The organism is Geodermatophilus saharensis (genome assembly GCF_900188205.1).
In the GTDB taxonomy this organism is placed as follows: Bacteria; Actinomycetota; Actinomycetes; order Mycobacteriales; family Geodermatophilaceae; genus Geodermatophilus; species Geodermatophilus saharensis.
The window spans coordinates 25,462-48,728 of record NZ_FZOH01000004.1 but is presented as its reverse complement, the minus strand read 5'-3'; the positions used below and the strand labels follow the sequence as shown (position 1 = coordinate 48,728).

Genomic DNA, 23,267 nt, shown 5'->3' with positions numbered 1-23,267 from the left:
GCGGCCCGGGCCGGTCGGCGGGCCGGTCCCGGACGCCGGGCGGTCCGGCACCCCGGCGCTCCGGGTCTGGGAGGATCGGCCGTCGTGAGCACCGCTGCCGCCCGCCCGACGTCCCCCGCCGACTCGGACCTGGTCCGCGCCGCGCGCGGCCTCCCGGTCGACCGGACGCCGGTGTGGTTCATGCGGCAGGCCGGCCGCTCGCTGCCGGAGTACCGCGCGCTGCGCGCCGGGACGGCGATGCTGGAGGCCTGCCAGGACCCCGACCTGGTCACCGAGATCACCCTGCAGCCGGTCCGCCGGCACGGCGTGGACGCCGCGATCCTCTTCTCCGACATCGTGCTGCCGCTGGTGGTGGCCGGGGTCGACATCGAGATCAAGCCGGGGGTCGGCCCGGTGGTGGCCGACCCGGTGCGCACGGTGGCCGACGTCGACGCGCTGCCCGACCTCGAGCCCGACCGGCTGGACTTCCTCGCGACGGCGGTGCGCCGGCTGGTCGCCGAGCTCGGGCCCACGCCGCTGATCGGCTTCGCCGGGGCGCCGTTCACGCTGGCCACCTACCTCATCGAGGGCGGCCCGTCGAAGGAGCACGCCCGCACCAAGGCGTTCATGTACGCCGAGCCCGAGGCCTGGACCCGGCTGCTGGACCGGCTGGCGGTGTCCGCCGCGACGTTCCTGCGGGCGCAGGTCGACGCCGGCGCCTCGGCGGTGCAGCTGTTCGACTCCTGGGCCGGCGTGCTGTCGGCGGCCGACTACGGCACTCGCGTGCTGCCGCACTCCCGCGCCGTCTTCGACGGGCTCGGCGACCGCGACGTCCCGCGCATCCACTTCGGCGTCGGCACCGGGGAGCTGCTGGCGCTGATCGGCGACGCGGGGGCCGACGTCGTCGGCGTCGACTGGCGGGTGCCGCTGGACGAGGCCGCGCGGCGGGTGGGCCCCCAGCGGTCGCTGCAGGGCAACCTCGACCCCGCCGTCCTGCTCGCCGACCGGGCCACCGTCGACCGCGAGGTGCGCCGCGTGGTCGAGCAGGGCCGCGCCGCCCGCGGGCACGTGTTCAACCTCGGCCACGGCGTGCTGCCCGACACCGACCCCGGCGTGCTGACCGCCGTCGTCGAGCTGGTGCACGAGCTGACCCGGCGATGAGCCGGCTGGTCGTCGTCGGCGCGGGGATCACCGGGCTCGCCGCGGCGTTCGCGTGGTCGCGGCAGCGGCCCGGTGACGAGGTGGTCGTCGTCGAGGCCGGCGGGCGGATCGGCGGCAAGGTCGACCGGGTCGAGCTGGCCGGCACCTGGTACGACACCGGCCCGGAGGCGGTGCTCGCCCGCGTCCCCGAGGCGCTCGAGCTGGTCGCCGAGCTCGGGCTCGCCGACCGGCTGGTCGCCCCGTCGACGACGCAGGCGGCCATCGTGCTGCCCGACGGCCGCCACCCGCTGCCGCCGGGCACCGTGCTGGGGGTGCCGACGTCGGCCGACGGGCTGGCCGGGGTGCTCACCCCCGACGGCGTCGCGCGGGTGCGGGCCGAGGCGGGGCTGCCGCCGCTGCGCCTGGACGGCGACGTCTCGGTCGGTCACCTGCTGCGCGAGCGGCTCGGGGACGAGGTGGTCGACCGGCTGGTCGAGCCGCTGCTGGGCGGGGTGTACGCCGGCCGGCCCGACGACCTGTCGCTGGCCGCGACCATGCCGGCGCTGGCCGCGCAGCTGGCCCGCACCGACAGCGTGCTCGCCGCCGCGGTGGCGGCCCGGGACGCCGGCGCGCGCAGCCGCGGCGACGCCGACGGGCCGGTGTTCGTGACCGTCGCCGACGGGCTCGGGGCGCTGCCGCAGGCGCTGGCCGGCGCCTCGGGTGCGCAGGTGCGGCTGCGCACGCCCGCGCACGCGCTGCGCCGGGCGGGCGGGCGGCTGGAGGTCGCCGTCGGCCCGCTCGCGGCGCCGGAGGTCATCGAGGCCGACGCCGTCGTCGTCACCTCGCCGGCCGGCAAGTCCGCGCGGCTGCTGGCCGGGATCGCGCCGGGCGCCGTCGAGCCGCTGCGCGGCATCCCGTACGCCTCGATGGCGGTGGTGGCGATGGCCTTCCCGGCGCAGCCGGTCGACGCCGGGTCGGGCCTGCTCGTGCCCCCGGTGACCGGGCGGCTGGTCAAGGGCGTGACCGTGTCGTCGTCGAAGTGGCCGCACCTGTCCGGCGACGGCCTGGTGCGGGTGCGCGCGTCGGTGGGCCGCTACGGCGACGAGGTGCAGCTGCAGCGCGACGACGACGACCTCACCGCCGCGGTGGTCGCCGACGTCGCCGACCTGCTCGACCTCGAGCGCCGCGAGCCGGTGGAGACCCACCTCGCCCGCTGGGGCGGCGGGCTGCCCCAGTACCTGGTCGGGCACCCGCAGCGGGTGGTCGCCGTCCGGGAGGCGGTGGCCGCGGTGCCCGGCCTGGCCGTGGCCGGGGCGGCCTACGACGGGGTCGGGGTGCCGGCGTGCATCCGCGGCGCCCGCCGGGCGGTCGAGGCGCTGGCCTGATACCAGCCTCCCAGCAAGTCACGTGTCCGCGGTGCCGGGACAGTCGAGCCGACGCCCTGAGAAAAGGGGATCCCGTCAGCTTGACCGGCGATGCGATCCGGCCGATAGCCGGAACAGTTGCGTGCCGCTATAGCCGAGGCCGGCCGCTCGTCGTAGGAGTCGTCGTGGTCGTGGTCCGTCGTGTGGGTGCCGCCATCCTGGCCGTCGCCGCAGTCGCCGTCTGGTTCCTCATGGAGCCCGCAGAGCCGAAACAGCCAGTAGCGCAGGTCCAGGAGCAGGTCAGCGACCGCAGCCGGGAGATCTCCGGTGCACTGGCCGACTACGAGGCCAACGAGCGTTTCACTCAGGGCGCCCCGCAGCAGGCCGTGGTGAACGGTTGGGTGGCCAAGGACCTGCTGACGATCATCGCCGAGCAGCAGAACGAGGCGCTCACCCGTCCCGAGGTGGCGCCCCCAGTGGCGCCCGTGGTGCCGAACGACGAGCGGGTCCCTGCGCTGGTCGGCCTCCTCGTCCTGGGGCTCGCGCTCGCCGTCGCCACGTCGCCCCGCGGTGCCATGACGACCGCCGTCGCCCCCGACCCTCGTGAGGAGGGGTCAACGACGATCGAGGATGTCGACGCCACGGTCGACGCGGCGTCGCTGGCGCGTGCCCTGTGACACGGCAGCCCGGCGACGCTGCCGAGTCGACGCCTGACTCGATCCACGAGGGGTTGCCCCTGATCGGCCCGCCGTCCGGATCTCCTCCGGCCGGTCCGCAGGCCCCCCTCGGGCCACCCGTCCTGCGGCCTCCCGTGACGAACGACTCCCGAGCATGGCTGCCCGCGGCGGTTGGTACCGGTGGTGCGGTCCTCGGCCTGGTCCTCGGGGTCCTCATCGCGGTCGCGGCCCTCGACCCCACCCACTCGGACGAGTACCGGTCCCTCCAGGACCAGATGGCTGCTGAGCAGTCCGGTGCGGCGGCTGCCCAGGAGCAGACACGGTCCGAGGCCGAGGCCGCTCAGGCCACGGCGAGCAGCGCAGCCGCGTCGGCCTCCCGGTACGCGGCCGAGATCGCGCAGCGCGAAGCGGCGGTGGGAGCACGCGAACAGGCCGTGACGGCGGTCGAGCAACAGGTGGCCGCGACGTCCATCGACGAGGGCACGTGGACCGTCGGTCGTGACGTCGAGCCGGGCACCTACCGCACTGCGGAGGCCGTCACCGGTGACTGCTACTGGGGCATCTACCGATCAGGTAGCAACGGCGACGACATCATCGAGAACGACATCGTGAGTGGGGGATTTCCGACCGTCACCCTGAGCGAGGGGCAGGACTTCAAGAACAACGGGTGCGGCACGTTCATCAAGCAGTGAGGGAACCGGCCCACTGCAGCTGCGGCGCCCGCCGGGCGGTCGAGGCGCTGGCCTGACCTGACCTGACAGGGTGTGCCGGTGACCGCCTCGCTCCTCCTGCGGGCCGCCCTGCTCGGCATCGCCGCGGGTGGCCGCAGCTCCCTGGGACTCGCCGCGCCCGCCCTCACCGCCGCGCCCGCCCTCACCGCCTCGCCCGGCGGGCCGGTGCGGTGGGCCGCGCTCGCCGCCGTCGCGGGGGAGTTGGTGGCCGACAAGCTGCCCGCGACCCCGGACCGCACGATGCCGCCCAGCTTCGCGTTCCGGCTGCTCTCGGGAGCCGCCGGCGGGGCGCTGCTGGCCCGGCGCGCCGGCGGGTCCGCAGTGGCGGCGGCGCTCGCCGGGGCGGCCGGCGCCACCGCGGGCGCGCTGGGCGGGCTCCGGTGGCGGCGGTGGGCGGCGCCGCGCCTGGGCCCGCTGCGGCCGGCGCTGGCCGAGGACGTGCTGGTGCTGGCCTCCGCCGCCGCTGCGGTCCGCGCCACACCCAGCGCCCCGGCAGGTCTCCCGCCTGCCGCGGGAGGATGGGGGGCATGAGCGAGCAGACGGAGACGAAGAGCACCGGCAAGCGGGCCAACGAGCTCAACGCCCTCATCCGGTACACGATGTGGTCGGTGTTCCGGCTCGCCCGGCCGCTCCCCGACGAGCAGCGCACCGCCGCCGCCGAGGAGGTCGCCGGGCTGTTCGAGGAGCTGGCGGGCAAGGGCGTGGTCGTCCGCGGGACCTACGACCTCGCCGGCCTGCGCGCCGACGCCGACCTGATGGTCTGGTGGCACGCGGAGTCCCCCGACGCGCTGCAGGAGGCCTACACCCGGCTGCGCCGCACCACGCTGGGCCGCTCCCTGGAGCCGGTGTGGTCGCAGATGGCGCTGCACCGCCCGGCGGAGTTCAACCGCAGCCACATCCCGGCGTTCCTCGCCGACGAGGAGCCGCGCCGCTACGTCTGCGTCTACCCGTTCGTCCGGTCCTACGAGTGGTACCTGCTGCCCGACGAGGAGCGGCGGGACATGCTCAAGGAGCACGGCATGCAGGCCCGGCCCTACCCCGACGTCCGGGCGAACACGGTCGCCTCGTTCGGGCTGGGCGACTACGAGTGGATGCTCGCCTTCGAGGCCGACGAGCTGCACCGCATCGTCGACCTCATGCGCGACCTGCGGGCCAGCCGCGCCCGCCGGCACGTCCGCGAGGAGATCCCCTTCTACACCGGCATGCGCAAGCCGGTCGCCGAGCTCGTCCGCGACCTCGCCTGACGCGCGTGGGTGTGAGCCAGGACGCCCGGCGCCGAGATGCGCCCGAGGGCGGCCACCCGAGCCGGGTGACCGCCCTCGGGCGGGTGCGGGGAGCGCTCAGCCCTCGGCGGGGACCAGCCGGATCGAGACCGAGTTGATGCAGTAGCGGTCGCCGGTCGGGGTCTGCGGGGCGTCGTCGAAGACGTGGCCGAGGTGGCTGTGGCAGCTGCCGCAGAGGACCTCGGTGCGGACCATGCCGTGGCTGCGGTCCTCGCGGAGCACCACGTTGTCGCCGGACGACGGCTCGTAGAAGGACGGCCAGCCGCAGTGCGAGTCGAACTTGCTCTCCGAGCGGAACAGCTCGGCCCCGCACGCGCGGCAGGTGTAGACGCCGACGGTCCTGGTGTCGACGTACTCACCGGTGAACGGGCGCTCGGTGCCGGCCTGGCGCAGCACGGCGTACTCCTGCGGGGAGAGCTCGGCCCGCCACTCCTCGTCGGTCTTGGTCACCCTGGGCTGGGGAGTGGTCGTCATGCCCGGGAGAACAGGCCGGCCGACGGGCGGATTCCCCGCGCGCACCGCCCCGACGAGCCGGGTGAGCAGTCCCGACGGGTCGTGCAGGACGACGAGCCCGTCACCGACGACCCGCGCCGTGCCGGCGTCGACCGGGTCGCCCGCCCAGCTCTCCGGCACCAGCCCGACCTCGACCTCCAGCCCGCCGGGCAGCCGGAAGCGCCGCTCGAGCAGCGGCCCCCAGCGCCGGGTCCGCAGGTCGCCCGCCCCGGCGCCGAGGAGACCGGCCAGCCGGTCGGTGCCGCGGTAACCGTCCCGGTCGCGGGTGACGACGACCAGGTCGACGTCGGAGTCCGGCCGCGCCGTCCCGCGGGCCCGCGACCCCGCGAGCCCGACGGCGACGACGTCCGGGCGGCCCGCGGCCCAGCCGGCCACCCGCCGCAGGAGGTCGCGGACGTCGTCGGCACCGCCGGCCGTCACCGGCCCAGGCCGGCCTCGCGGGCCCGCACGATCGCCTGCGCCCGGTCGGTGACCTGCAGCTTGGTCAGCACGTTGGACACCACGTTGCGCACCGTCTTCGGCGACAGGTACAGCGCCGCGGCGATCTGCGCGTTGGACCGCCCCGCGGCGACCAGGTCGAGCACCTCCCGCTCACGGGCGGTCAGCTGCGGGAACGCCGTCTCGGGACCGGCGGGCCCGGCGGTGAAGAAGTCGGCGATGCGGCGGGCCAGCGCCGCGCCGAACACCGCCCCGCCCGAGGCCACGGTGGTGATCGCGCGCACCACCTCCTCCTGGTCGGCGCCCTTGAGCAGGTAGCCGCGGGCGCCGGCGCGGACGGCGGCGAACACCGTGCCGTCGTCCTCGCTCATCGTCAGCACCACCACGCCCACCGACGGCGCCTCGGCGGCGATCCGCCGGGTGGCCTCGATGCCGTCGAGCACCGGCATCTGCACGTCCATGACCACGACGTCGGGCAGGTGCTCGCGGACCACCTCGATCGCCGCCGCGCCGTCGGCCGCGGTGCCGACCACCTCCAGCCCGGGAACCGAGCCCAGCAGCAGCGCCAGACCGTCGCGGTACACGGGGTGGTCGTCGGCGACGACCACCCGCACCGGCTCATCCGGTTCGGTCACCGGGGACCCCTCCCTCGACGGGCAGCACCGCCCGCACCCGCGTGCCGCCCTCGGCCGGGCAGCTGACCGTGCAGTGTCCGCCCAGCTCGGCGGCCCGCTCGCGCAGCGACACGAGCCCGACCCCGGCGGCCCGGTCGGGCGCGATGCCGGTGCCGTCGTCGGCGACGGTGACCACCAGGGCGCCGTCGCCGTCGCGCTCGACGGTCACGTCCACCCGGGAGGCCCGCGCGTGCCGGGCGGCGTTGGCCAGCGCCTCCGAGGCGATCCGGTAGGCCGCCACCTCCACCGCCGCGGGCAGGTCGCCCACCCCGTCGGCGGTGACGGTCACCGGCACCCGCGGGGCGAGCAGCCGCTCGGCCTGCTGGCGCACCGCCCCGGCCAGGCCGACGTCGTCGAGGGCAGGCGGGCGCAGGTCGTGCACCAGCCGGCGGACGTCGGCCAGTGCGGCGGCGACGTCGTCGCGGGCCTGGCGCAGCAGCCGGTCGGCGTCCTCGGGCCGGGTGGCGGCGAGGTTGCGGGCGGTGTCGATGCGCAGTACCACCGCGCCGAGCGAGGGGCCGAGCCCGTCGTGCAGGTCGCGGCGCAGCCGGCGCCGCTCCTCCTCCCGGGCGGTGACCAGCTGCTCGCGGCTGGCCTGCAGCTGGGCGGCGAGCGCGCCGGCCCGGGCCGCCGCCGCGGCCTGCCGGACGACGTCGGCGAGCAGCCGCTCGTCGCGGGTCACCAGCTGCGCGCGGACGCCGTCGCGGGGGAGCAGCAGCCGGCCGACCTGCTCGTCGCGGTAGGCGATCGGCAGGGAGGTGACGGCGGCCGGCCGGGTGCCGTGCTCGGCGACCAGCCGCCCGCCGTCGGCGGAGTCGACCTCGACGCCGACGTAGGGGCTGCGGAACGCCTCGGCGATGCCCGCGGCGACCGCCATGAGCTGCTCCTCGGCGCCGTCGGTGCGCTCGAGCCGCTCGGCCAGGCCGGAGACGACGCGGTAGGGGTCCTCGCGCTCGCCGAGCACCCACCGGCGGACCAGCCGCCACAGCGGTGCGCGCAGCGGGACGTAGACGCCGGCGACCAGCAGCAGGGTGAGCAGGGTGGCGTCGCGCTCGCCGAAGGAGTCGCCCAGCAGCGTCCCGGCGGCGCCGAGGACGGCGAGGTCGAGGAGCACCACGCCCACGGCCAGCCCGCCGTGGACGAGCGTGCCGCCGAGGAGCCGGTCGACGTCGACCGCCTGCGGCCGCAGGATGCCGACCGCGACCGCCGCCCCGGTGAGCGCGACGGCGGTGCTCAGCGCCGCCGTACTCGGGTCGCCGGGCAGGAGCAGCGTCGCGAGCATGACGAGGACGTCGACGACGGCCGCCCACAGCAGCCAGCGCATCCGGCGCCGGTCCTCGCCCGGCGCGCGCCGGTACCGGGCCACCACCGATGCCGCCGGGACGGCGATGCCGAGCACGGCGAGCGGGAACCCGATCCGCAGCAGCGGGAGCGCCACGGCCGCCGGCAGCGGCAGCGAGGTCAGGTCCAGGTCGAGAGCCCGGTACGCGGCGGGGACGCCTGTGCCCTCGTCCTCGGCGAACGCGATCTCCGCCGGGGTGACCAGCAGCAGCACCGGCAGCAGCGCAGTCGTGGCGAGGCTGACCAGGCTCGCCCGGCGCCAGCGGCCGTCGGGCAGCCGGCCGTCGGGGTAGAGCAGCAGCAGCAGCAGCGGCAGGCAGAGCAGCAGCCCCGACCCCAGCCGTTCCACGGTCCAGAAGGCCAGGCTCGCACCCGCCCTCGGCGGGTCGTCCTGCAGCGCCCAGGTGAGCCAGGACTCCGCGAGCCCGTCGACGGCCCACAGCGTGGCGGTACCGGCGAGCACCCAGGACACCGCGTTGCGCGGCGTCCGCAGCAGGAGCAGCGTCGTGGGGACCACGAGCGCCAGGGCGGGGAGCGTGGCGAGCCAGCCGGGATCGCGTCCCAGCGCCCCACGCACCGTCGACGACGTCTGCGCGTCCAGGACGGCGGCGGTGACGGCCGAGCCGACCACCACGACGGCCAGTGCGGCGGGCGCGGTCCACCGCGTCATCGCGTCGCGCGCGGCCCCGGGGAGCGCCTCCGGAGCCGGTCCGGTCCGCCCGGTCACCGGGGCCTGTACCCGCACGCGCGCATCCTGACCCGGTGGTGTCCCCGCCGTCACGGGTCAGGCGTCCCGTGTCGCCCGGGACACCGACGGGGACCGGATCCGTGGCGGGCGGCCCTGTCGGCCCGGGACGCGTCCCCGCGACGGTTCTCCCAGGCGGCGCACAGGGCGCCGCACGATCCCGGAGGACCTCCCGTGTCGCTCAGCACCACTCCCGCCCCGGCCCGTACCGACGTCTCCTCGCCGCTGGAGGCGGCACCCCGTGCCTCGACCCACCCGGTCCGCAGGGCCGGCATCGCCGTCTCGGCCGGATCGCTCTCGTGGGCGGTCGCCTGCGCCGCCCTCGGGACCACTCCGCCGGCCGGCACCTGGCAGGCCCTCGTGGTCAACCTGACCGCGTTCGCCTTCCAGGGCGGCCTGGTCTTCCTCGTCGCCGCGCAGATGCGGACCGGCGCCATCGGGACCGGCCGGCTCGCCCGGGGCCTGCTGCACGTCGAGCACGCCCTGCTCGCGGTGGCGATGGTGTCGTCGCTGATGTGGGCGCTGACGCCGAGCCTCTACGACACCGGCTTCTTCTTCGTGATCGACCTGTTCTGGCCGCTGTCGATGCTGGGCATGGCCGCGATCGGCGTGCGGATCGCCATCGCCGGCCGGTGGAAGGGGGCCGCGCGCTTCTGGCCGGTGGTCGCCGAGAGCTGGGCGCCGGTCACCGTCCCGACCGCCTTCCTGCTGCCCTCGATCACCCAGTACGTGGGCGCCGCGCACCTGCTGGTCGGCTACGTCGCCCTCGGCGTGGTCCTGGCGCTCCGGCCGGAGCTGACCGGCGCCCGCGACGCCTGACGAAGGGCCCCCGTGCCCCCCACCGCTCGCACGCTCGCGGCGGAATCCTGCACGCGGGCCGATCACCACCTCACCAATGGCCCCGCCACCCCGTGCACCCGGGTGGCGGGGCGCCGTCGCGTCCGGCGGAGACTGGGCCGGTGACCCCGCCCGACCGGCCGCTGCCCGACACGCCGCTGCCCGACACGCCGCTGCCCGACACGCCGCTGCCCGACACCTGGTTCCGCCGCGACCTCCCCGTGCTGCGAGCGGTCGCGCGGCTCGTCGACGGGCCCGACCACGGCGGCAACCCCTACCTCGGGCAGGTGGTCCCGGCCAGCGGACTGCCCAAGCCCGACGTCCTCGCCGCGGCCCGGGCACTGGTCGCCGCCGGCTACGTCGAGGTGCTCACCACCTACTCCGGGGAGATCGTCCGCTTCACCGGGATCTCGCCGGAGGCCCGCCGCCTGGCCGGGCTCTGGCCGACGCCGCAGTCGGAGTGGGAGCGGCTGGTCGAGCAGCTCACCGCCCGGGCGGCCCACGCCCCGACCGACGTCGAGCGGGCCCGCTGGCGGGCGTTCGCCGACGCCGCGGCCGCCGTGGGACCCGACGACGGCGCGCTGCTGATGTCGGCGCTGATCGGCGGGTACGTCCCCCGCGCGCGCTGACCGGCCCGCACACGACAGCGCCCCCGCCCGGCGGAGCCGGACGGGGGCGCTGCGCTGATCAGGGGATCAGAGCGGGTTGACGTTCGCCGCCTGCGGGCCCTTCTGGCCCTGCTCGATGTCGAACGAGATCCGCTGGCCTTCGTCGAGCGAGCGGTACCCGCTGGTCTGGATGGCCGAGTAGTGGACGAACACGTCCGGCCCACCGCCGTCAGGGGTGGCGAAGCCGAACCCCTTCTCCGCGTTGAACCACTTGACAGTTCCTTCGGGCATTGCTCGCTCCTAGCTGCGATGGTGCATCGGGGTCCTGCCAGTGCGCAGGGCCTTCCCGACGCGACGACCCTAGCCGTCCGGAGCCCCGCGTGGGGGACCGGGGCGCTGGTCAGGGTGCCGCGGGCCCGGGCGGTGCCGGGCGCCCGGTCGATGACCCCCGCGGGGCGCGGTCACACCCGGGCGCGCCGGGCGTCACCCGAAGGGGGGTCGGCGGGCGGTCTTGCGCCGATCGTGCGGTTCCGCGGCGCCGCCGCTGCGGCAGCCCGCGCAGGGTCGCAGGTGCCGGGACCGACCCCGGCCCGACCCGAGGAGCACCGCCGTGGACACCACCCCCGACGCCGCCGGCGTCCCCCTGGTGCTGGTCGACCTGGCCGACCTCGAGCCCGCCGACCTCGACGCCCTGCTCGACGACGAGCTCGAGGAGCGTCCGGGTGACGCCACGGAGTTCGCCGAGCTGCTGGCCGACGTCCTGCGCGCCACCGGCACCGCCGCGGCCCTCGCGCACCGCCTCGGCGCGCACGCCGCCCTGCTGGCCGACTGACGCCGGCTCCCCGATCCGCCGGTCCTGGCCCCCGCACCACGGGGGCGCGGGGTCCAGGACCCGGCGACCACTCGCAGCCGACGCCGTCGTCGTCCCGGTCGAACTCCCGGTCCCAGCCCGGGTCCCCCGGCGTGATGGGAGCGGCACCGGCGGCGCGCACGGCGTCGCAGTTCGCGTAGGACGTGGTCACCGGACCGGGTTCGGGTGCCGGCTCGGGGACGGGCGCCGGGGCCGGTGCGGGCGCCGGTGCAGGGGCGGGGACGGGCGCGGGCGCCGGTCGGCCGGGTGCGGCGGTGGTCGGCGCCGCGGTCTGCCGCGCCGGGACCACCACGCCGCCGGGCAGCGGCTCGGCCGGGCAGCCGGCCAGCACCGTGGCGATCGCGTTGCGCTCGGCGGCGGTCGCCCACAGCCCGTAGCCGACCTCCACCGCCACCTGCCGGGCGACGTAGGCGCAGCGGTACGAGCGGTCCGGCGGGAGCCAGGTGGCGGCGTCGCCGTCGCCCTTGGCCTGGTTGAGCGGCCCGTCGACGGCGGGCGTGGTGGCGTAAGCACCCGCACGACGGCGGGATCCGACGACGACGACACGTGGGACCTCCCGGAGGGTGCGCCGGTGCACCCGCGGTCCATGCCCCGCGCCACGGACCGTCCGGTACGGGAACGCCGGGGGCGCCGTGGCGGGCGGGACCCGTGGGGGAGGGGTGGCGGCGCGATCAGCCCTTGACGGCGCCGGAGAGGAAGCCCTGGGTGACCTGGCGCTGCAGGACGACGTAGAGGACGACCACCGGCAGGATCGTGATCAGCGTGCCGGCCGCCAGCGGGCCGATGTCGACCGACCGCCCGCCGATGAACAGGTACAGGCCCAGGGTCAGCGGGCGGTAGCCGCCACCGGGCATGTAGAGCAGCGGCACCAGGAAGTTGTTCCACTGCTGCAGGAAGGTGAACACCGCCAGCGCCCCCATGCCGGAGGTCACCAGTGGCACCATGACCCGCCGGAACAGCTGCCACTCACTGGCGCCGTCCATCCGGCCGGCCTGCTCGAGCTCGGTCGGCAGGTCGGAGAAGAAGGCGCGCATGAACCAGGTGCCGAACGACAGCTGCGTTGTGGCCAGCACCAGGTTGACCCCGAGCAGGCTGTCGAGCAGGCCCATCGACCGCAGCTGGAAGTACAGCGGGACCATGTAGGCGAAGAACGGCACCAGCAGCCCGAAGACCACCAGGTAGAACGCCAGGGTGCGGCCCGGGAACGGCAGCCGGGCGAACGCGTAGCCGGCCATCGTCGACAGCACGACGACGATCACCGTGCTGGGGACGCTGAGCAGGACGCTGTTGAGCAGGTAGGAGTCGAAGTCGCCGACCGTCCAGGCCGTCTCCAGGTTCTCCAGCGAGAAGGAGCTGAACAGGCCGAAGGGGTTGGCGCGGACGTCCTGGGTGGTCTTGAGGGTCGTCGAGACGACCAGGATCACCGGGAACAGCGTGAGCAGGGCGAGCAGCCCGAGCGCCACGGTGCGGCCGACGCCGGGCCGGCCCGGCGCGTACGCCCGCCGCGCCCCGCTCACGCGCCGCCTCCCTCGAGCGAGGCCCGCCGCTGCAGCCGGTTGAGCCACACCGCGACCGGCACGGCGAGGGCCGTCACGACCAGGGCGAGGGTCGTGCCGTAGCTGATCCGGCTGAGCTGGAAGGCGTTGCTGTACGCGTAGGTGCCGAGCACCTCGGTGGCGTTGGCCGGGCCTCCGCCGGTCATCACGAAGACGATGTCGAAGACCGCGAAGCCGCCGATGAGCGTGAGCGCGGTGACCATGAGGAACACCGGCATGATCTGCGGCAGCACGACGTAGCGCAGCCGCTGCAGGTAGTTCGCGCCGTCGAGCATGGCCGCGTCGACCAGCTCGGTGGCGACGTTGCGCAGCGCCGACAGGATGATCACGAAGACGAAGCCGGTGGCCGTCCAGATGGCGGTGCCGAGCACGGCGTAGAGCGCGGTGTCCGGGTCGCCCAGCCAGCCCCGCGCCAGCCCGCCGAGGCCGATCGCCTCGAGCCCGCGGTTGAGCCAGCCGCGGGTCGGGGCGTAGATCCAGCCCCAGACCACCCCGACGGCCACCTGCGGCAGCACGTAGGGCAGGAAGAACACGACCCGGTAGAAGGTCGAGCCGCGCCGGACCCCCCACAGCAGCAGGGCGAGCCCGAGGCCCAGGACCAGCGGCCCGACGGTGCCCAGGACGATCCAGATGAGGTTGTGCCACGCCGCTGCCCAGACCTGCTCGTCCCGGGCCAGCTCGGTGAAGTTGGCCAGCCCGACCCAGGGCGGGCTGGTGTCCAGGCCGTCGAAGTCGACGAAGACGTAGTAGACGGCGTTGAGCACCGGGAAGACGAGGAAGACCGCCATCAGCAGGACGGCCGGCGCGACGAGCAGCACGCCGAGGCGCGCCTGCTCCCGGCGGGTGGCCTCCGAGACACCCGACCGGGCCGGCCGGCGCCCCCGTCGGCGCGACCCCTTCGACGAGGGGAGCGGCGGTGCCGCGGCGGGGGCCGGCGCTGCGGTCACGCCGGCCCCCGTCCGTGGACGTCGCGGTCGGTACCGCGGCTCACTGCTGCGACGCCGCCTGCAGCGCGGCCGCCACGTCGGCCGGGGTCGACTGGCCGGTGAGCACCGCCTGGACGCCGTCGAACATCGCCTCGTTGAACGTCTCGGGCATGAGGACGTCGATGTTGTAGCCGAGCTGGCCCCCGCCCTCGGACAGGGTGGAGACGTCCTCCAGCACCTGGGCCAGCAGCGGGTCGATCTCGAGACCCTCGGTGTCGATGGGGCGCGGCGGGATCGTCGACAGGTTCTCCACCGCCCACTGGCCGTGCTCCTCCGAGGCGAAGAAGTCCAGCAGCGCGATCGCACCCTCGGGGTCGTCGGTGTTGGCCGCGATCATCGGGCCCGAGCCCAGGCCCGCGGCGAAGACGCCCTCACCGTCGGGCGCCGGGAAGGGCACGTACCCGGACTCGAAGTCCGCGCCGACGGCCAGGTCGTTGATCAACCAGCTACCGGTCGGGATCATCGCCGCCTCACCGGAGATGTAGAGGGACGTCATCGTGTCGTAGTCGATCGACACCGGTGACTCGCCGAGCCAGCCGTTCTGGTTGGCCTCCTGCCAGAAGGTGAGCGCGTCCACGACCTCGGGGGAGTCCCAGGACTGCTCGCCGGACAGCAGCGCCTCCATGCCGTCGGCGCCCACGGCGCTCGACAGCGCCATGCTCAGCAGGTGGCTGCCCGGCCAGGCGTCCTGGTCGCCGAACGCCATGCAGACCAGCCCGGCCTCGGTGATGGCCCGGCACGCCGCGCGGAGGTCGTCGAGCGTCCGGGGCGGCTCGATGCCCAGGTCGCCGAGGACCTGGGTGTTGTAGAACAGCCCGACGGTCTCCATCTCACCGGGGATGCCGTACACCGTGTCCTCGTAGGTGACCCGCTCCTTGGCGAAGTCGTAGACCTCCCAGCCGTTCTCCTCGTAGGCGTCGGTGAGGTCGTAGAGCAGCCCGGCCTCGGCCAGCGCCCCGCCGAAGCTCGGACCCGAGCCGAAGCTGATGACGTCCGGGCCCTCCTCCGAGCGCAGCCGGGTCTGCAGCACGGTGCGCATGGTGTCGACGTCGAGCTGCTGCACCTCGACCTCGACGCCCGAGGACTCGGTGAACTCGGCCAGGTGGTCCTCGAGGCGGCTGAGGGCGTCGGCGTCCTCCAGCTGCTCCACCAGGTACACCAGCGAGCCGCCGCCACCACCGCCGTCACCGCCGCTGTCGTCGTCGGAGGCCGTCTGGCCCGTGCACGCGGTCGCGAGCAGGCAGACCAGGGAGGTGACCAGGAGCTTGGAGGAGGAGCGCACAGGGAGGCCCTTTCGACGACGTCGTCTCGAGCGCGGTCGCGCGGAGCGCGAATCGTCCGTCCCGGCCGGATCCGACGTCAAGGAACCACATCGACCGTCACCGGCCCGTGACCGGCGGGGGTGCCGGCGCCCCGGCGCGGCCGGGGCACCGATACTGGGCGGCGGTCCGACCCCTCCCGGACCGGTGGAGGTTCGATGGCGACGGACCGGACGCTCCTGGCGGCCGCGGCCGACAGCGCGGTGACGGTCGGGGGACTGTTCGAGGTGCTGGGTCTGGTCCTCGTCGTGGCGGCCGTGACCGCGCTCAGCCGCCGGGTGCCGGTGGCCGGCCCGATCCTGCTCGTCCTGGTCGGCTTCGCGCTGTCCTACGTGCCCGGCGTGCCCGACTACCGCATCGACCCGAACGTGGTCCTGCTGCTCCTGCTGCCGCCGCTGCTGTACGCCGCGGCCTGGCGCACGTCCAACCGCTCGCTGCGGGCGAACCTGCGGACCATCGGGCTGCTGTCGGTGGGCCTGGTGCTGTTCACGACGGTGGTCGTGGGGCTGGTGGCCTGGGCGGTGGTCCCGGGCCTGCCGCTCGCGGCCGGCTTCGCCCTCGGGGCGGTGGTGGCACCCCCCGACGCCGTGGCGGCCACGGCGGTGGCCCGGCGCACCGGCCTGCCGCGGCGGCTGGTGAGCGTCCTCGAGGGGGAGAGCCTGGTCAACGACGCGACGGCGCTGACCACGCTGCGGGTGGCCATCGCCGCGCTGGCCGGGTCGGTGTCGGTCGCGGACTTCCTCGGGGAGTTCGTGCTCGCCGCGGCCGGTGGGGCGGCGATCGGGCTGGGCGCCGCGTGGGTCGCCGCGCAGCTGCACCGGCGCACCGACGAGCCGATGATCGACGTCGTCCTCAGCCTCCTGACGCCGTTCACGTCCTACCTGCTCGCCGAGGCCGTGGGCGCGTCCGGCGTGGTCGCGGTGGTGACCACCGGGCTGTGGCTGAGCACCCGGTGGTACCGGTACTTCACCGCGGCCTCGCGGACCCTCGCCGACCCGCTGTGGGAGGTCATCGACTTCCTGCTCACCGGGATCGTGTTCGCGCTCATCGGGCTGGAGCTGCCGTCGATCCTCGAGGAGGTCCGCGGGCTGCCGGCCGGCACCGTGGTGGGTGCCGCGGTGGCGGTGACCCTCGCGGTGGTGCTGAGCCGGCCGGCGTGGGTCTTCCCGGCCACCTACCTGGGGCGGCTGGTACCGCGGCTGCGCCGGCGCGACCCGGCGACGCCCTGGCAGTACCCGGCGGTGCTGTCGTGGGCCGGGATGCGCGGGGTGGTCTCCCTGGCCGCCGCGCTGGCCCTCCTCCCGGGTGTCCCGCAGGGGAACCTGCTGGTCTTCCTGACCTTCGTCGTGGTCGTCGCCACCCTGGTCGGGCAGGGCCTGACGCTGCCCTGGCTGATCCGCCGGGCCGCGCTGCCCGGGCCCAGCGCCACCGAGGACGCGCTGCAGGAGGCCGCGGTCCAGCACGAGGCGGCCAACGCCGCGATCAAGCGGCTCGACGAGCTCGTCGCCGGCGACGGCGCGGTGCCGCCCGACGTGGTGGACCGGCTCCGGGACAAGGCGGAGCTCCGCGGGCTGTTCGCCTGGGAGCGGCTGGGCAGCCGGGACCGTGAGCCGCCGTCCACCGTCTACCGGCGGCTGCGCCGGGAGATGCTGGCCGTGGAGCGGGCGGTCTTCCTCCGGGCCCGCGACGAGGGCCGCATCGAGGAGGAGGTCGTCACCGCGATCCTGCGGGAGCTCGACACCGAGGAGATGCTGCTCAGCCGCGGCTGACCGGCCGCCGTCCCGGGACGCCGCGGCCGGCGACCTCGACGGGCCCCGGCGGGCGTGCCAGGGTCGGGCGTGCAGCGGTGACCGCGAGGGTGCCGGCGGCTCCGCCGGGTCGCCCACCGCCCCGGCGGCACCGCGCCGACCGGACGCGCGGACCACCTGGGAGGACGACGTGACCGATCCCGCGGCGACCCCGTACACGACGGCGCAGGACGGTCTGGCGGTGGCCAGCGCCCTGCTGCCGGCCACCGAGGAGCGGGTGACGGCGGTGCACGTCGGCCGCCAGCACCTCACGGTGAGCGCCCCGCCGCACCCCGGCGGCGGCAGCGCCGGACCGAGCCCGCTGGGCCTGCTCGCGGCCGCGCTGGCCTCCGACACCGCCATCACGCTGCGGTCGCACCTGGACAGCACCTACTCCTACGGCGGTGACCTCGAGGTGGTCGTCGCGGTCCGCCCGGGGTGGGTCCTCGACGTCCGGGTGACCTACACCGAGGACCTCGACGCCGAGCAGCTCGACGGTGCCCGCGAGGTCGCCGGCCAGGCGCCCCTCACCCGCGTGCTCGGCACCGGCGTCGAGCTGCGGACGACGTTCGCGCACAGCTCCGCGCTGACCCGCTGAGCGCCGCCCTCAGCGGCCCGCTCCCGGGTGCAGTTCCGCGGAAGTGCACGCTCGAGCGCTGACCCGCTGAGCGCCGCGGTCACCGGCTCCCCGCCGGTGCCGTGCGCGCGTCCGCCGTCCCGGCCGCGGACCGCCCGTCGCGGGCCGAGGGGGTGTGCGGCACGACGTCGCCGTCGGCGAAGACGACGCCGTCGTCGCACCGCGCCTCGATCGCCCCACCGCCGAACTGCTCGGCGTAGAGCCGGGCGTAGAGGCCGCCGAGGGCGAGCAGCTCGGCGTGGGTGCCCCGCTCGACCACCCGCCCCCGGTCGAACACGACGATGGTGTCGGCGGCCAGCACGGTCGACAGCCGGTGGGCGATCGCGATGGTGGTCCGCCCCCGCACGGCCTGCTCCAGGGCCTGCTGCACCAGCCGCTCGCTGGCGGTGTCGAGGGCGGAGGTGGCCTCGTCGAGGATCAGCACGCGCGGGTCGGCCAGCAGCACCCGCGCGATGGCCAGCCGCTGCTTCTCCCCGCCGGAGAGCCGGTAGCCGCGCTCGCCGACGGTCGTGTCGTAGCCCTCGGCCAGGCGCTCGATCCGCTCGTCGATGTTGGCCGCGCGGGCTGCCGCCCGGACCTGCTCGTCGGTGGCGTCCGGGCGGCCGTAGCGCAGGTTGTCCCGCACCGAGGCGTGGAAGAGGTAGGACTCCTGGGTCACCACGCCGATCACGCGGGCGAGGGTGGCCCGGGTCAGGTCGCGGACGTCGTGGCCGTCGAGGGTGACCCGGCCGGCGTCGACGTCGTAGAGGCGGGGCACCAGGTAGGACGCCGTCGTCTTGCCGGCGCCGCTGGGCCCGACGAAGGCGACCAGCGACCCGGCCGGGACGTCGAGGCTGACCCCGTCGAGGACCCACGGCTGGGTGCCGTCGCTGCCGGCGCGGTCTCCGGTGCCGTAGCGGAAGCGCACGTCCTCGAAGGCGACGTGCCCGGCGACGTCCTCCGCCGGCAGGTCGAGCGCGCCGGGCCGGTCCACGATCGCCGGCCGCAGGTCGAGGTACTCGAAGACCCGCTCGAACAGCGCCAGCGAGGTCTGGACGTCGACGCCGACCCGCAGCAGCGCCACCACGGGGAACAGCAGCCGGGTCTGCAGCGTCGTGAACGCCACGATCGTCCCGGGGGTCAGCGTGGCGGCGCCGCCGGCGAGGAAGACCCCGCCGATCGACAGCCCCGCCACCAGGTACACCAGCGCCGGGGTCAGCCCGAAGAAGGCCTGGACGGTGGCGAAGAACGACTGGCCGGTCATGGTCTGCTGCACCTGCAGGTCGGCCTGCCGCGCGTTCTCCGCGGCGTACCGCCGCACCTCGGCGTCCTGGCGGTCGAAGACCTTGGCCAGCAGCACGCCGCTGACCGACAGCGTCTCCTGGGTGATGGCGGTCATGTCGGCCACCGATCGCTGGGTGGCCCCGGCGACCCGGCGGCGGACCCGGCCGACCCGGACCTGCAGCGCGATGAACACCGGCAGCAGCACCACGGCGACCAGCGTCAGCCGCCAGGACAGCACCAGCATGGCGACCAGCGCGCTGACCACGGTCACCACGTTGCCCAGGATGGAGCTCGCGGTGTCGGTGACCACCGACTGCACCCCGGCGACGTCGTTGCCCAGCCGGCTCTGGATCTCCCCGGTGCGGGTGCCGGTGAAGAACGCCAGCTCCATCCGCTGCAGGTGGGCGAACAGCCGGTCGCGCAGGTCGCGCATCACGGAGTTGCCGAGGCGGGTGGTCAGCCAGGTCTGCGCCACCCCGAGGACGGCGCCGAGCAGCGTGACCCCGACGCTCGCGCCGACCAGGACCAGGAGCAGCCCCAGCCGCGGCGGCCCGACCGAGCCGTCCGCGGTGCGCGGGAACAGCGCGCGGTCGAAGACCGCCTGGGTGAGGAACGGCAGCACGATGCCCAGCAGCGAGGAGACCAGGATCGCCACCGCGACGACGGTGACCCGCCGCCGGTAGGGGCGGAACAGCGCCAGGACGCGGCGCCCGGTGCGGTCCGGCGCCGCGGCGCGTGCCGCCGTCGGCCGGGGGAGCCCCGGCGGGCCGGCGGTCATGGTCTGGAGCCTGTCCGACCTCCGGCCGGTCGTCCAGTGCCGCGGCGCGGGTCCGGCGGTGCGCTGTGGGCGAACGTCCGGAACGCCGCCCGCACCGGCCGCGTTGGCCGCGGCATCGGTGATTACACCATTGCACGAGCAGACGATGAGCGGAAACGAGCGACTGCCGCTGCTGCCATTGGACGACACGGTCGTCCTCCCCGGGATGGCGGTGCCCGTCGAGCTGGACGGGGCCGAGGCGCGCGTCGCCGTCGAGGCCGCCGGCGCCCAGGAGGGGACCGGCCGGGTGCTGCTCGTGCCGCGGCTGCACGGCCGCTACGCCGGCGTCGGCACCGTCGCCGTCGTCGAGCAGGTCGGCCGGCTGCCCGGCGGGCAGCCGGGCGCGCTGGTGCGCGGCACGGCCCGCGCCCGCGTCGGGGCCGGCGCCACCGGTCCCGGCGGCGCGCTGTGGGTGGAGGTCACCGTGCTCGCCGACGAGGCCGTCGACGAGGGCGCCCGGGAGCTGGCCCGCGAGTACAGGGGGCTGGTCGTGTCCGTGCTGCAGGCCCGCGGGGCGTGGCAGCTGATCGACGGCGTGCAGCGGGTGACCGACCCGTCCGCGGTGGCCGACACCGCCGGGTACGCGTCGCACCTGACCGCCGAGCAGGAGCTGACCCTGCTGGAGACCCCGGACGTGGCCGCCCGGCTGCGGCTGGCGATCGGCTGGGCCCGGGAGCACCTGGCCGAGCTCGAGGTCGCCGAGACCATCCGCAAGGACGTGCAGGAGGGCATGGACCGCCAGCAGCGGGAGTTCCTGCTCCGCCGGCAGCTGGCCGCCTGAGGCCCCGGGGTCCGGCCGCAGGCACGCGGCCGGGCCCCGCGCCGGGTCAGGTCGTCCGTCCCAGCCCGGCAGCGGAGCCGGGCGGGTCCTGGGTCGTCGCCGTGCGGGCCCGGACGGTCAGGTAGGTCACGCGCGCCACCGACTCGACCACGCCGGCGCTGAGCAGCGCGGTGCTGACCAGGGCGAGGGCGCTCGTGGACTCCGTGCTCAGCTCGCGCTGGACCATCTGCAGGACCACGAGGACGACGAGCAGCAGCACCTCCTGCCAGGTGCGCTCCAGGACCAGCCGGTTCCCCACGCGGCGGGCGCGCCCGAGGAGGTAGCGCCCCCGCAGGACCCCGAGCACCGCGCCGACCACCCCGCCGACCGCGAGCGCGACCAGGTGCGCCGACCCGGCCGCGACGTCCTTGGCCAGCACCCCGGCGACCACGACCACCGCCACCACGGGCTCCAGCCACTGCTGCTGCAGGCGGACGGCCCGCTCCCGGTGGCCCAGGTGGTAGCGGCGGCGCAGCGCCCGCCGCCGCCAGAACGACCATCCGGCCAGCGCGAGCAGCACGGTCAGCGCGACGACCTCGACGACCCCGTTCTCCGCCGGTGCGCCGGACGAGGCGAGGGCCGTCGTCCCCACGGTGGCAGCTGCGCTCACCGGACCTCCCTGCACCGTCGCGGCGTCCGGGAACCGGCTGCCGACCGGGCGGCTGTGCGACCGGAAGCTACCGGTCGGTGCCGACCTGCGGGCCGTTCGGCGCCGCGCTGCGCCATCCGCGGTGGCGGGCCGCCGAGGCTGCCGTCGCCGGTCCCTGCCGACCACCGATGCGGGGGAGGGCTGGACTCAGCGGGCGTCCCGCAGCGGCGCGATGCAGCAGCCGTCGCACGCGTGGGCGGTCGTCGCCCCACCGGCCGCCTGGAGGGCGACGACGTCGTCGGGGTCGGGGTGCCCGACGCCGTGGGGGCAGATGCGGTCGGAGAACCCGTAGGCCTCCCGCCACACCAGCGGCCACGTCCGCATGTGGTGGGCGCTCGGGGAGTGCCGGGAACAGCAGCGCCCCTCGCAGCACGCAGGGTCGTGGGGACCGGCCGGGCTCATGCCGGGTGCGGCTCCGGCCGACGCTGCAGAGGCCGCCCGGCCCGGGCGGACGGCGTCCCGGACGGGCCGGCCGGCGATCGGAGGTGCTCCCGGCTGGGGCGGTGGGGGAGCCGGCGTCGGCTCGGTGACGGCCGGGGGGATGGACACGCCGGACAGCGTCGGGGCACGGCCTGGGGGTTCCCCGGGATCGGGCCTGTGAGTCCCCTGGGAGGCGTGGCGCGGGACACCGGGGGCCGCCGGTGTCCCGGCGCGGTCACCGGGACGGGCCGGTCGACGACCGCCGACGGGACAGCAGGTGCGCGGCGAGCAGCACGGCGGCGACCCCGCCGACCACGGCGAGGGTCCGGGTCGCCGACCACTGGGGGCCCGCGGCCTCGTCCTCCTCCGCGGGTCCGGCGAGGGCCCCGAGTCCCTCGGACAGCGTGACGACCGCGCCGGACCAGTCGCCGGCGTCCAGCCGTGGCTGCACGTCGTCGGCGACGACGCCCTCGACGTCGACCTGGGACAGGGGGAAGGAGTCGTCGACCCACCAGCCGTACTCGTAGGTCTCCTGGCCGACGGCCACGGCGAGCAGGAGGTCGGACTCCCCGAGGCCGGACAGCTGCGCGGTGTCCTCCGCCCACGTGCCGGGGTCGGCGGAGTCGAAGGAGGACACGAAGACCGCGTGCACACCGAGGTCGGCCTCCGCGGCCAGGTCCGCCACGGCGGTCCGGGCGGCCTCCGCCCCGGCGCCCAGGGCCGCGACCTCGTCGGTGACCCGGTCGGTCACCTCCAGCGGGGGTTCGGCCGCCGCCGGTCCGGCGACGAGCGACAGCAGCGCCGCCACCCCGACGACGACCACGGGCCTGCGCACACGACCTCCAGGGGGGAACGGGCACCCGACGCCCGGGAGGCGGACTCTACGTGAGCCCGGCTCCGGGCGACCCCGGCGGCGGCGCCGCGGAGACGGCGTCGACCGTCCGGGGGACACCGGCCGGCACGAACGGCTGCACCGTCCCCGCCCGGGACGGGTCAGGCGTGCGGCGGGCGCGCCCGGTCGACCGGCGCCGCGGGGAGGGCGCCCGGCCGCGGTGGCCCCGTCCCCGCCACCCCGACCGCCACGCCCAGCACGTCGTCGAACCAGTCGACGACGTGCAGGGCGCCGAACCGGCCGATCGCCGGCCCGTCTCCCGGGGAGGGCCCGGGGCAGGGGTCGACCTCGATCCGCGACAGGTCGTCGAGGGTCGCCGCACCCACCTTCACCAGACACTCCTTGCGCACCCAGGAGCGCAGGAACGCCGTCGCCGGGTCCTCGGCCGAGCGCACCCGGCGGATCTCGGCCGGGGTCAGCGTGTAGGTCGGCAGCGGGTGGGGGGACACCGTCGGGCCGGCACCGCGGGCCGGGGGGCCCTCCACGTCGACGCCGACCGGGTGCCGGTCCGCGGCGGCGACGACGGCGCCCCGCGTGTGCGCGAGGCTGACGTGCAGGCCGGGCAGGCCGGCCACCGACGGCCTGCCGTGGTCGCCCGACCCGCACTCCGGGCACCGCTGCACCAGCTCGAGCGTCGCGAGCGCGCGGCCGGCCACCGCGGCGGCGCAGTAGCGGACCAGCAGGTGCGCCGCGGCGTAGGACTCCCGGTCGGCGGGGTGGTGCAGCGCGTCCCGGCGTCGTCGCTCCCTCGCGGTCAGGACGCCGCCGTCGAGGACGTCGAGGACCGCGCGGGCGCGGGCCACGACCACGAGAGGTCCCTGGGGCGCCCGTTCCATCCCGGTTCTCCTGCGCTTTCCTGGACGAGGGGCGGTCGCTGTCAGGTGCGACGGAATCGGCGGACAGTAGTCGTGACCGGGCCA

At 76.0% G+C, this 23,267-nt stretch carries 25 protein-coding genes and 1 pseudogene; 13 read left to right on the top strand and 13 right to left on the bottom strand.

Annotation, left to right across the window (positions count from 1 at the left end; translation table 11 throughout):
* Nucleotides 1-84 precede the first annotated feature (84 nt).
* The 6 genes from hemE to hemQ all read left to right on the top strand — a co-directional run bounded on the left by hemE (nt 85) and on the right by hemQ (nt 5,135).
* Nucleotides 85-1,140 carry a uroporphyrinogen decarboxylase gene (hemE, locus tag CHC04_RS11545; RefSeq protein WP_217897318.1) on the top strand — a complete coding sequence of 352 codons (1,056 nt, stop codon included), beginning with the start codon at nt 85-87 and terminating at the stop codon, nt 1,138-1,140.
* Complete coding sequence (gene hemG / locus CHC04_RS11540) at nt 1,137-2,504, top strand: protoporphyrinogen oxidase (protein ID WP_089404104.1); 1,368 nt, start codon at nt 1,137-1,139, stop codon at nt 2,502-2,504. The genes hemE and hemG overlap by 4 nt, the downstream gene beginning before the upstream one ends.
* 164 nt (nt 2,505-2,668) lie before the next feature.
* Complete coding sequence (locus tag CHC04_RS11535) at nt 2,669-3,160, top strand: hypothetical protein (RefSeq protein WP_089404103.1); 492 nt, start codon at nt 2,669-2,671, stop codon at nt 3,158-3,160.
* A 134-nt stretch (nt 3,161-3,294) separates the two neighbouring features.
* Complete coding sequence (locus tag CHC04_RS11530) at nt 3,295-3,852, top strand: Rv1352/Rv1906c domain-containing protein (protein ID WP_089404102.1); 558 nt, start codon at nt 3,295-3,297, stop codon at nt 3,850-3,852.
* Between the two features lie 78 nt (nt 3,853-3,930).
* Nucleotides 3,931-4,422, top strand: coding sequence for a hypothetical protein (locus CHC04_RS11525; RefSeq protein WP_141233775.1), 492 nt, complete (start codon nt 3,931-3,933; stop codon nt 4,420-4,422).
* Complete coding sequence (gene hemQ, locus CHC04_RS11520; protein ID WP_089404100.1) at nt 4,419-5,135, top strand: hydrogen peroxide-dependent heme synthase; 717 nt, start codon at nt 4,419-4,421, stop codon at nt 5,133-5,135. Before CHC04_RS11525 ends, hemQ begins: the two co-directional genes overlap by 4 nt.
* A gap of 96 nt (nt 5,136-5,231) precedes the next feature.
* On the opposite strand, the gene msrB is transcribed toward hemQ, so the two are convergent.
* From msrB to CHC04_RS11505, 3 genes are read right to left on the bottom strand one after another with little or no spacing between them, the layout of a single operon-like run.
* The gene (gene msrB, locus CHC04_RS25540) at nt 5,232-6,107 is read right to left on the bottom strand and encodes a peptide-methionine (R)-S-oxide reductase MsrB (protein WP_089404099.1); all 876 of its coding nucleotides are present in this window, start codon (nt 6,105-6,107) and stop codon (nt 5,232-5,234) included.
* Nucleotides 6,104-6,760: a response regulator transcription factor gene (locus CHC04_RS11510; protein ID WP_245817129.1), complete on the bottom strand. Its 657-nt coding sequence runs from the start codon at nt 6,758-6,760 to the stop codon at nt 6,104-6,106. Before CHC04_RS11510 ends, msrB begins: the two co-directional genes overlap by 4 nt.
* Nucleotides 6,744-8,885, bottom strand: coding sequence for a sensor histidine kinase (locus tag CHC04_RS11505; protein ID WP_141233774.1), 2,142 nt, complete (start codon nt 8,883-8,885; stop codon nt 6,744-6,746). The genes CHC04_RS11510 and CHC04_RS11505 overlap by 17 nt, the downstream gene beginning before the upstream one ends.
* Before the next feature lie 174 nt (nt 8,886-9,059).
* On the opposite strand from CHC04_RS11505, the gene CHC04_RS11500 reads away from it, so the two are divergent.
* Together CHC04_RS11500 and CHC04_RS11495 are read left to right on the top strand one after the other, a co-directional pair.
* Nucleotides 9,060-9,704, top strand: a complete 645-nt coding sequence (locus CHC04_RS11500; protein ID WP_089404096.1) for a hypothetical protein — start codon at nt 9,060-9,062, stop codon at nt 9,702-9,704.
* Nucleotides 9,705-9,844: 140 nt separating this feature from the next.
* Nucleotides 9,845-10,351: a hypothetical protein gene (locus CHC04_RS11495; RefSeq protein ID WP_245817128.1), complete on the top strand. Its 507-nt coding sequence runs from the start codon at nt 9,845-9,847 to the stop codon at nt 10,349-10,351.
* Between the two features lie 66 nt (nt 10,352-10,417).
* On the opposite strand, the gene CHC04_RS11490 is transcribed toward CHC04_RS11495, so the two are convergent.
* On the bottom strand, nt 10,418-10,621 hold the full coding sequence (locus CHC04_RS11490; protein ID WP_012948038.1) for a cold-shock protein: 204 nt from the start codon (nt 10,619-10,621) through the stop codon (nt 10,418-10,420).
* 319 nt (nt 10,622-10,940) lie between these two features.
* On the opposite strand from CHC04_RS11490, the gene CHC04_RS24925 reads away from it, so the two are divergent.
* Complete coding sequence (locus CHC04_RS24925) at nt 10,941-11,162, top strand: hypothetical protein (RefSeq protein WP_089404095.1); 222 nt, start codon at nt 10,941-10,943, stop codon at nt 11,160-11,162.
* Nucleotides 11,163-11,244: 82 nt separating this feature from the next.
* On the opposite strand, the pseudogene CHC04_RS25280 reads toward CHC04_RS24925, so the two are convergent.
* Nucleotides 11,245-11,352: pseudogene (locus CHC04_RS25280) on the bottom strand (excalibur calcium-binding domain-containing protein); the annotation flags it as partial.
* Nucleotides 11,353-11,455: 103 nt separating this feature from the next.
* Between CHC04_RS25280 and CHC04_RS25275 the strand changes: the two are divergent.
* On the top strand, nt 11,456-11,578 hold the full coding sequence (locus CHC04_RS25275) for a hypothetical protein (RefSeq protein ID WP_281252225.1): 123 nt from the start codon (nt 11,456-11,458) through the stop codon (nt 11,576-11,578).
* A gap of 294 nt (nt 11,579-11,872) precedes the next feature.
* On the opposite strand, the gene CHC04_RS11475 is transcribed toward CHC04_RS25275, so the two are convergent.
* The 3 genes from CHC04_RS11475 to CHC04_RS11465 are packed head-to-tail and all read right to left on the bottom strand — an operon-like array spanning nt 11,873 to nt 15,025.
* Nucleotides 11,873-12,718, bottom strand: a complete 846-nt coding sequence (locus CHC04_RS11475) for a carbohydrate ABC transporter permease (RefSeq protein WP_089404094.1) — start codon at nt 12,716-12,718, stop codon at nt 11,873-11,875.
* Nucleotides 12,715-13,704: a carbohydrate ABC transporter permease gene (locus tag CHC04_RS11470; protein WP_089404093.1), complete on the bottom strand. Its 990-nt coding sequence runs from the start codon at nt 13,702-13,704 to the stop codon at nt 12,715-12,717. The genes CHC04_RS11475 and CHC04_RS11470 overlap by 4 nt, the downstream gene beginning before the upstream one ends.
* Nucleotides 13,705-13,744: 40 nt before the next feature.
* Nucleotides 13,745-15,025: an ABC transporter substrate-binding protein gene (locus tag CHC04_RS11465; protein ID WP_176449962.1), complete on the bottom strand. Its 1,281-nt coding sequence runs from the start codon at nt 15,023-15,025 to the stop codon at nt 13,745-13,747.
* 195 nt (nt 15,026-15,220) lie between these two features.
* Between CHC04_RS11465 and CHC04_RS11460 the strand changes: the two genes are divergently transcribed.
* On the top strand, nt 15,221-16,831 hold the full coding sequence (locus CHC04_RS11460) for a Na+/H+ antiporter (protein WP_089404092.1): 1,611 nt from the start codon (nt 15,221-15,223) through the stop codon (nt 16,829-16,831).
* Nucleotides 16,832-17,000: 169 nt separating this feature from the next.
* A complete protein-coding gene (locus tag CHC04_RS11455; protein WP_089404091.1) occupies nt 17,001-17,447 on the top strand; it encodes a hypothetical protein in 447 nt (148 codons plus the stop codon).
* Nucleotides 17,448-17,526: 79 nt separating this feature from the next.
* Here the strand turns inward: CHC04_RS11455 and CHC04_RS11450 are convergent, their stop codons facing one another.
* A complete protein-coding gene (locus CHC04_RS11450) occupies nt 17,527-19,527 on the bottom strand; it encodes an ABC transporter ATP-binding protein (RefSeq protein WP_141233773.1) in 2,001 nt (666 codons plus the stop codon).
* A 145-nt stretch (nt 19,528-19,672) separates the two neighbouring features.
* On the opposite strand from CHC04_RS11450, the gene CHC04_RS11445 reads away from it, so the two are divergent.
* Entirely contained in the window at nt 19,673-20,347 is a 675-nt protein-coding gene (locus CHC04_RS11445) for an LON peptidase substrate-binding domain-containing protein (RefSeq protein ID WP_089404090.1), read from the top strand.
* Nucleotides 20,348-20,393: 46 nt separating this feature from the next.
* On the opposite strand, the gene CHC04_RS11440 is transcribed toward CHC04_RS11445, so the two are convergent.
* The 4 genes from CHC04_RS11440 to CHC04_RS11430 form a co-directional block, all read right to left on the bottom strand.
* Nucleotides 20,394-20,996 (bottom strand): hypothetical protein, encoded by a 603-nt coding sequence (locus CHC04_RS11440; protein WP_141233772.1) that lies wholly within the window; start codon nt 20,994-20,996, stop codon nt 20,394-20,396.
* Between the two features lie 186 nt (nt 20,997-21,182).
* A complete protein-coding gene (locus CHC04_RS24130; protein ID WP_176449961.1) occupies nt 21,183-21,359 on the bottom strand; it encodes a hypothetical protein in 177 nt (58 codons plus the stop codon).
* A 331-nt stretch (nt 21,360-21,690) separates the two neighbouring features.
* Nucleotides 21,691-22,290 (bottom strand): TPM domain-containing protein, encoded by a 600-nt coding sequence (locus tag CHC04_RS24125; RefSeq protein WP_176449960.1) that lies wholly within the window; start codon nt 22,288-22,290, stop codon nt 21,691-21,693.
* A gap of 158 nt (nt 22,291-22,448) precedes the next feature.
* Complete coding sequence (locus CHC04_RS11430) at nt 22,449-23,183, bottom strand: 4'-phosphopantetheinyl transferase family protein (RefSeq protein WP_089404087.1); 735 nt, start codon at nt 23,181-23,183, stop codon at nt 22,449-22,451.
* Nucleotides 23,184-23,267 lie beyond the last annotated feature (84 nt).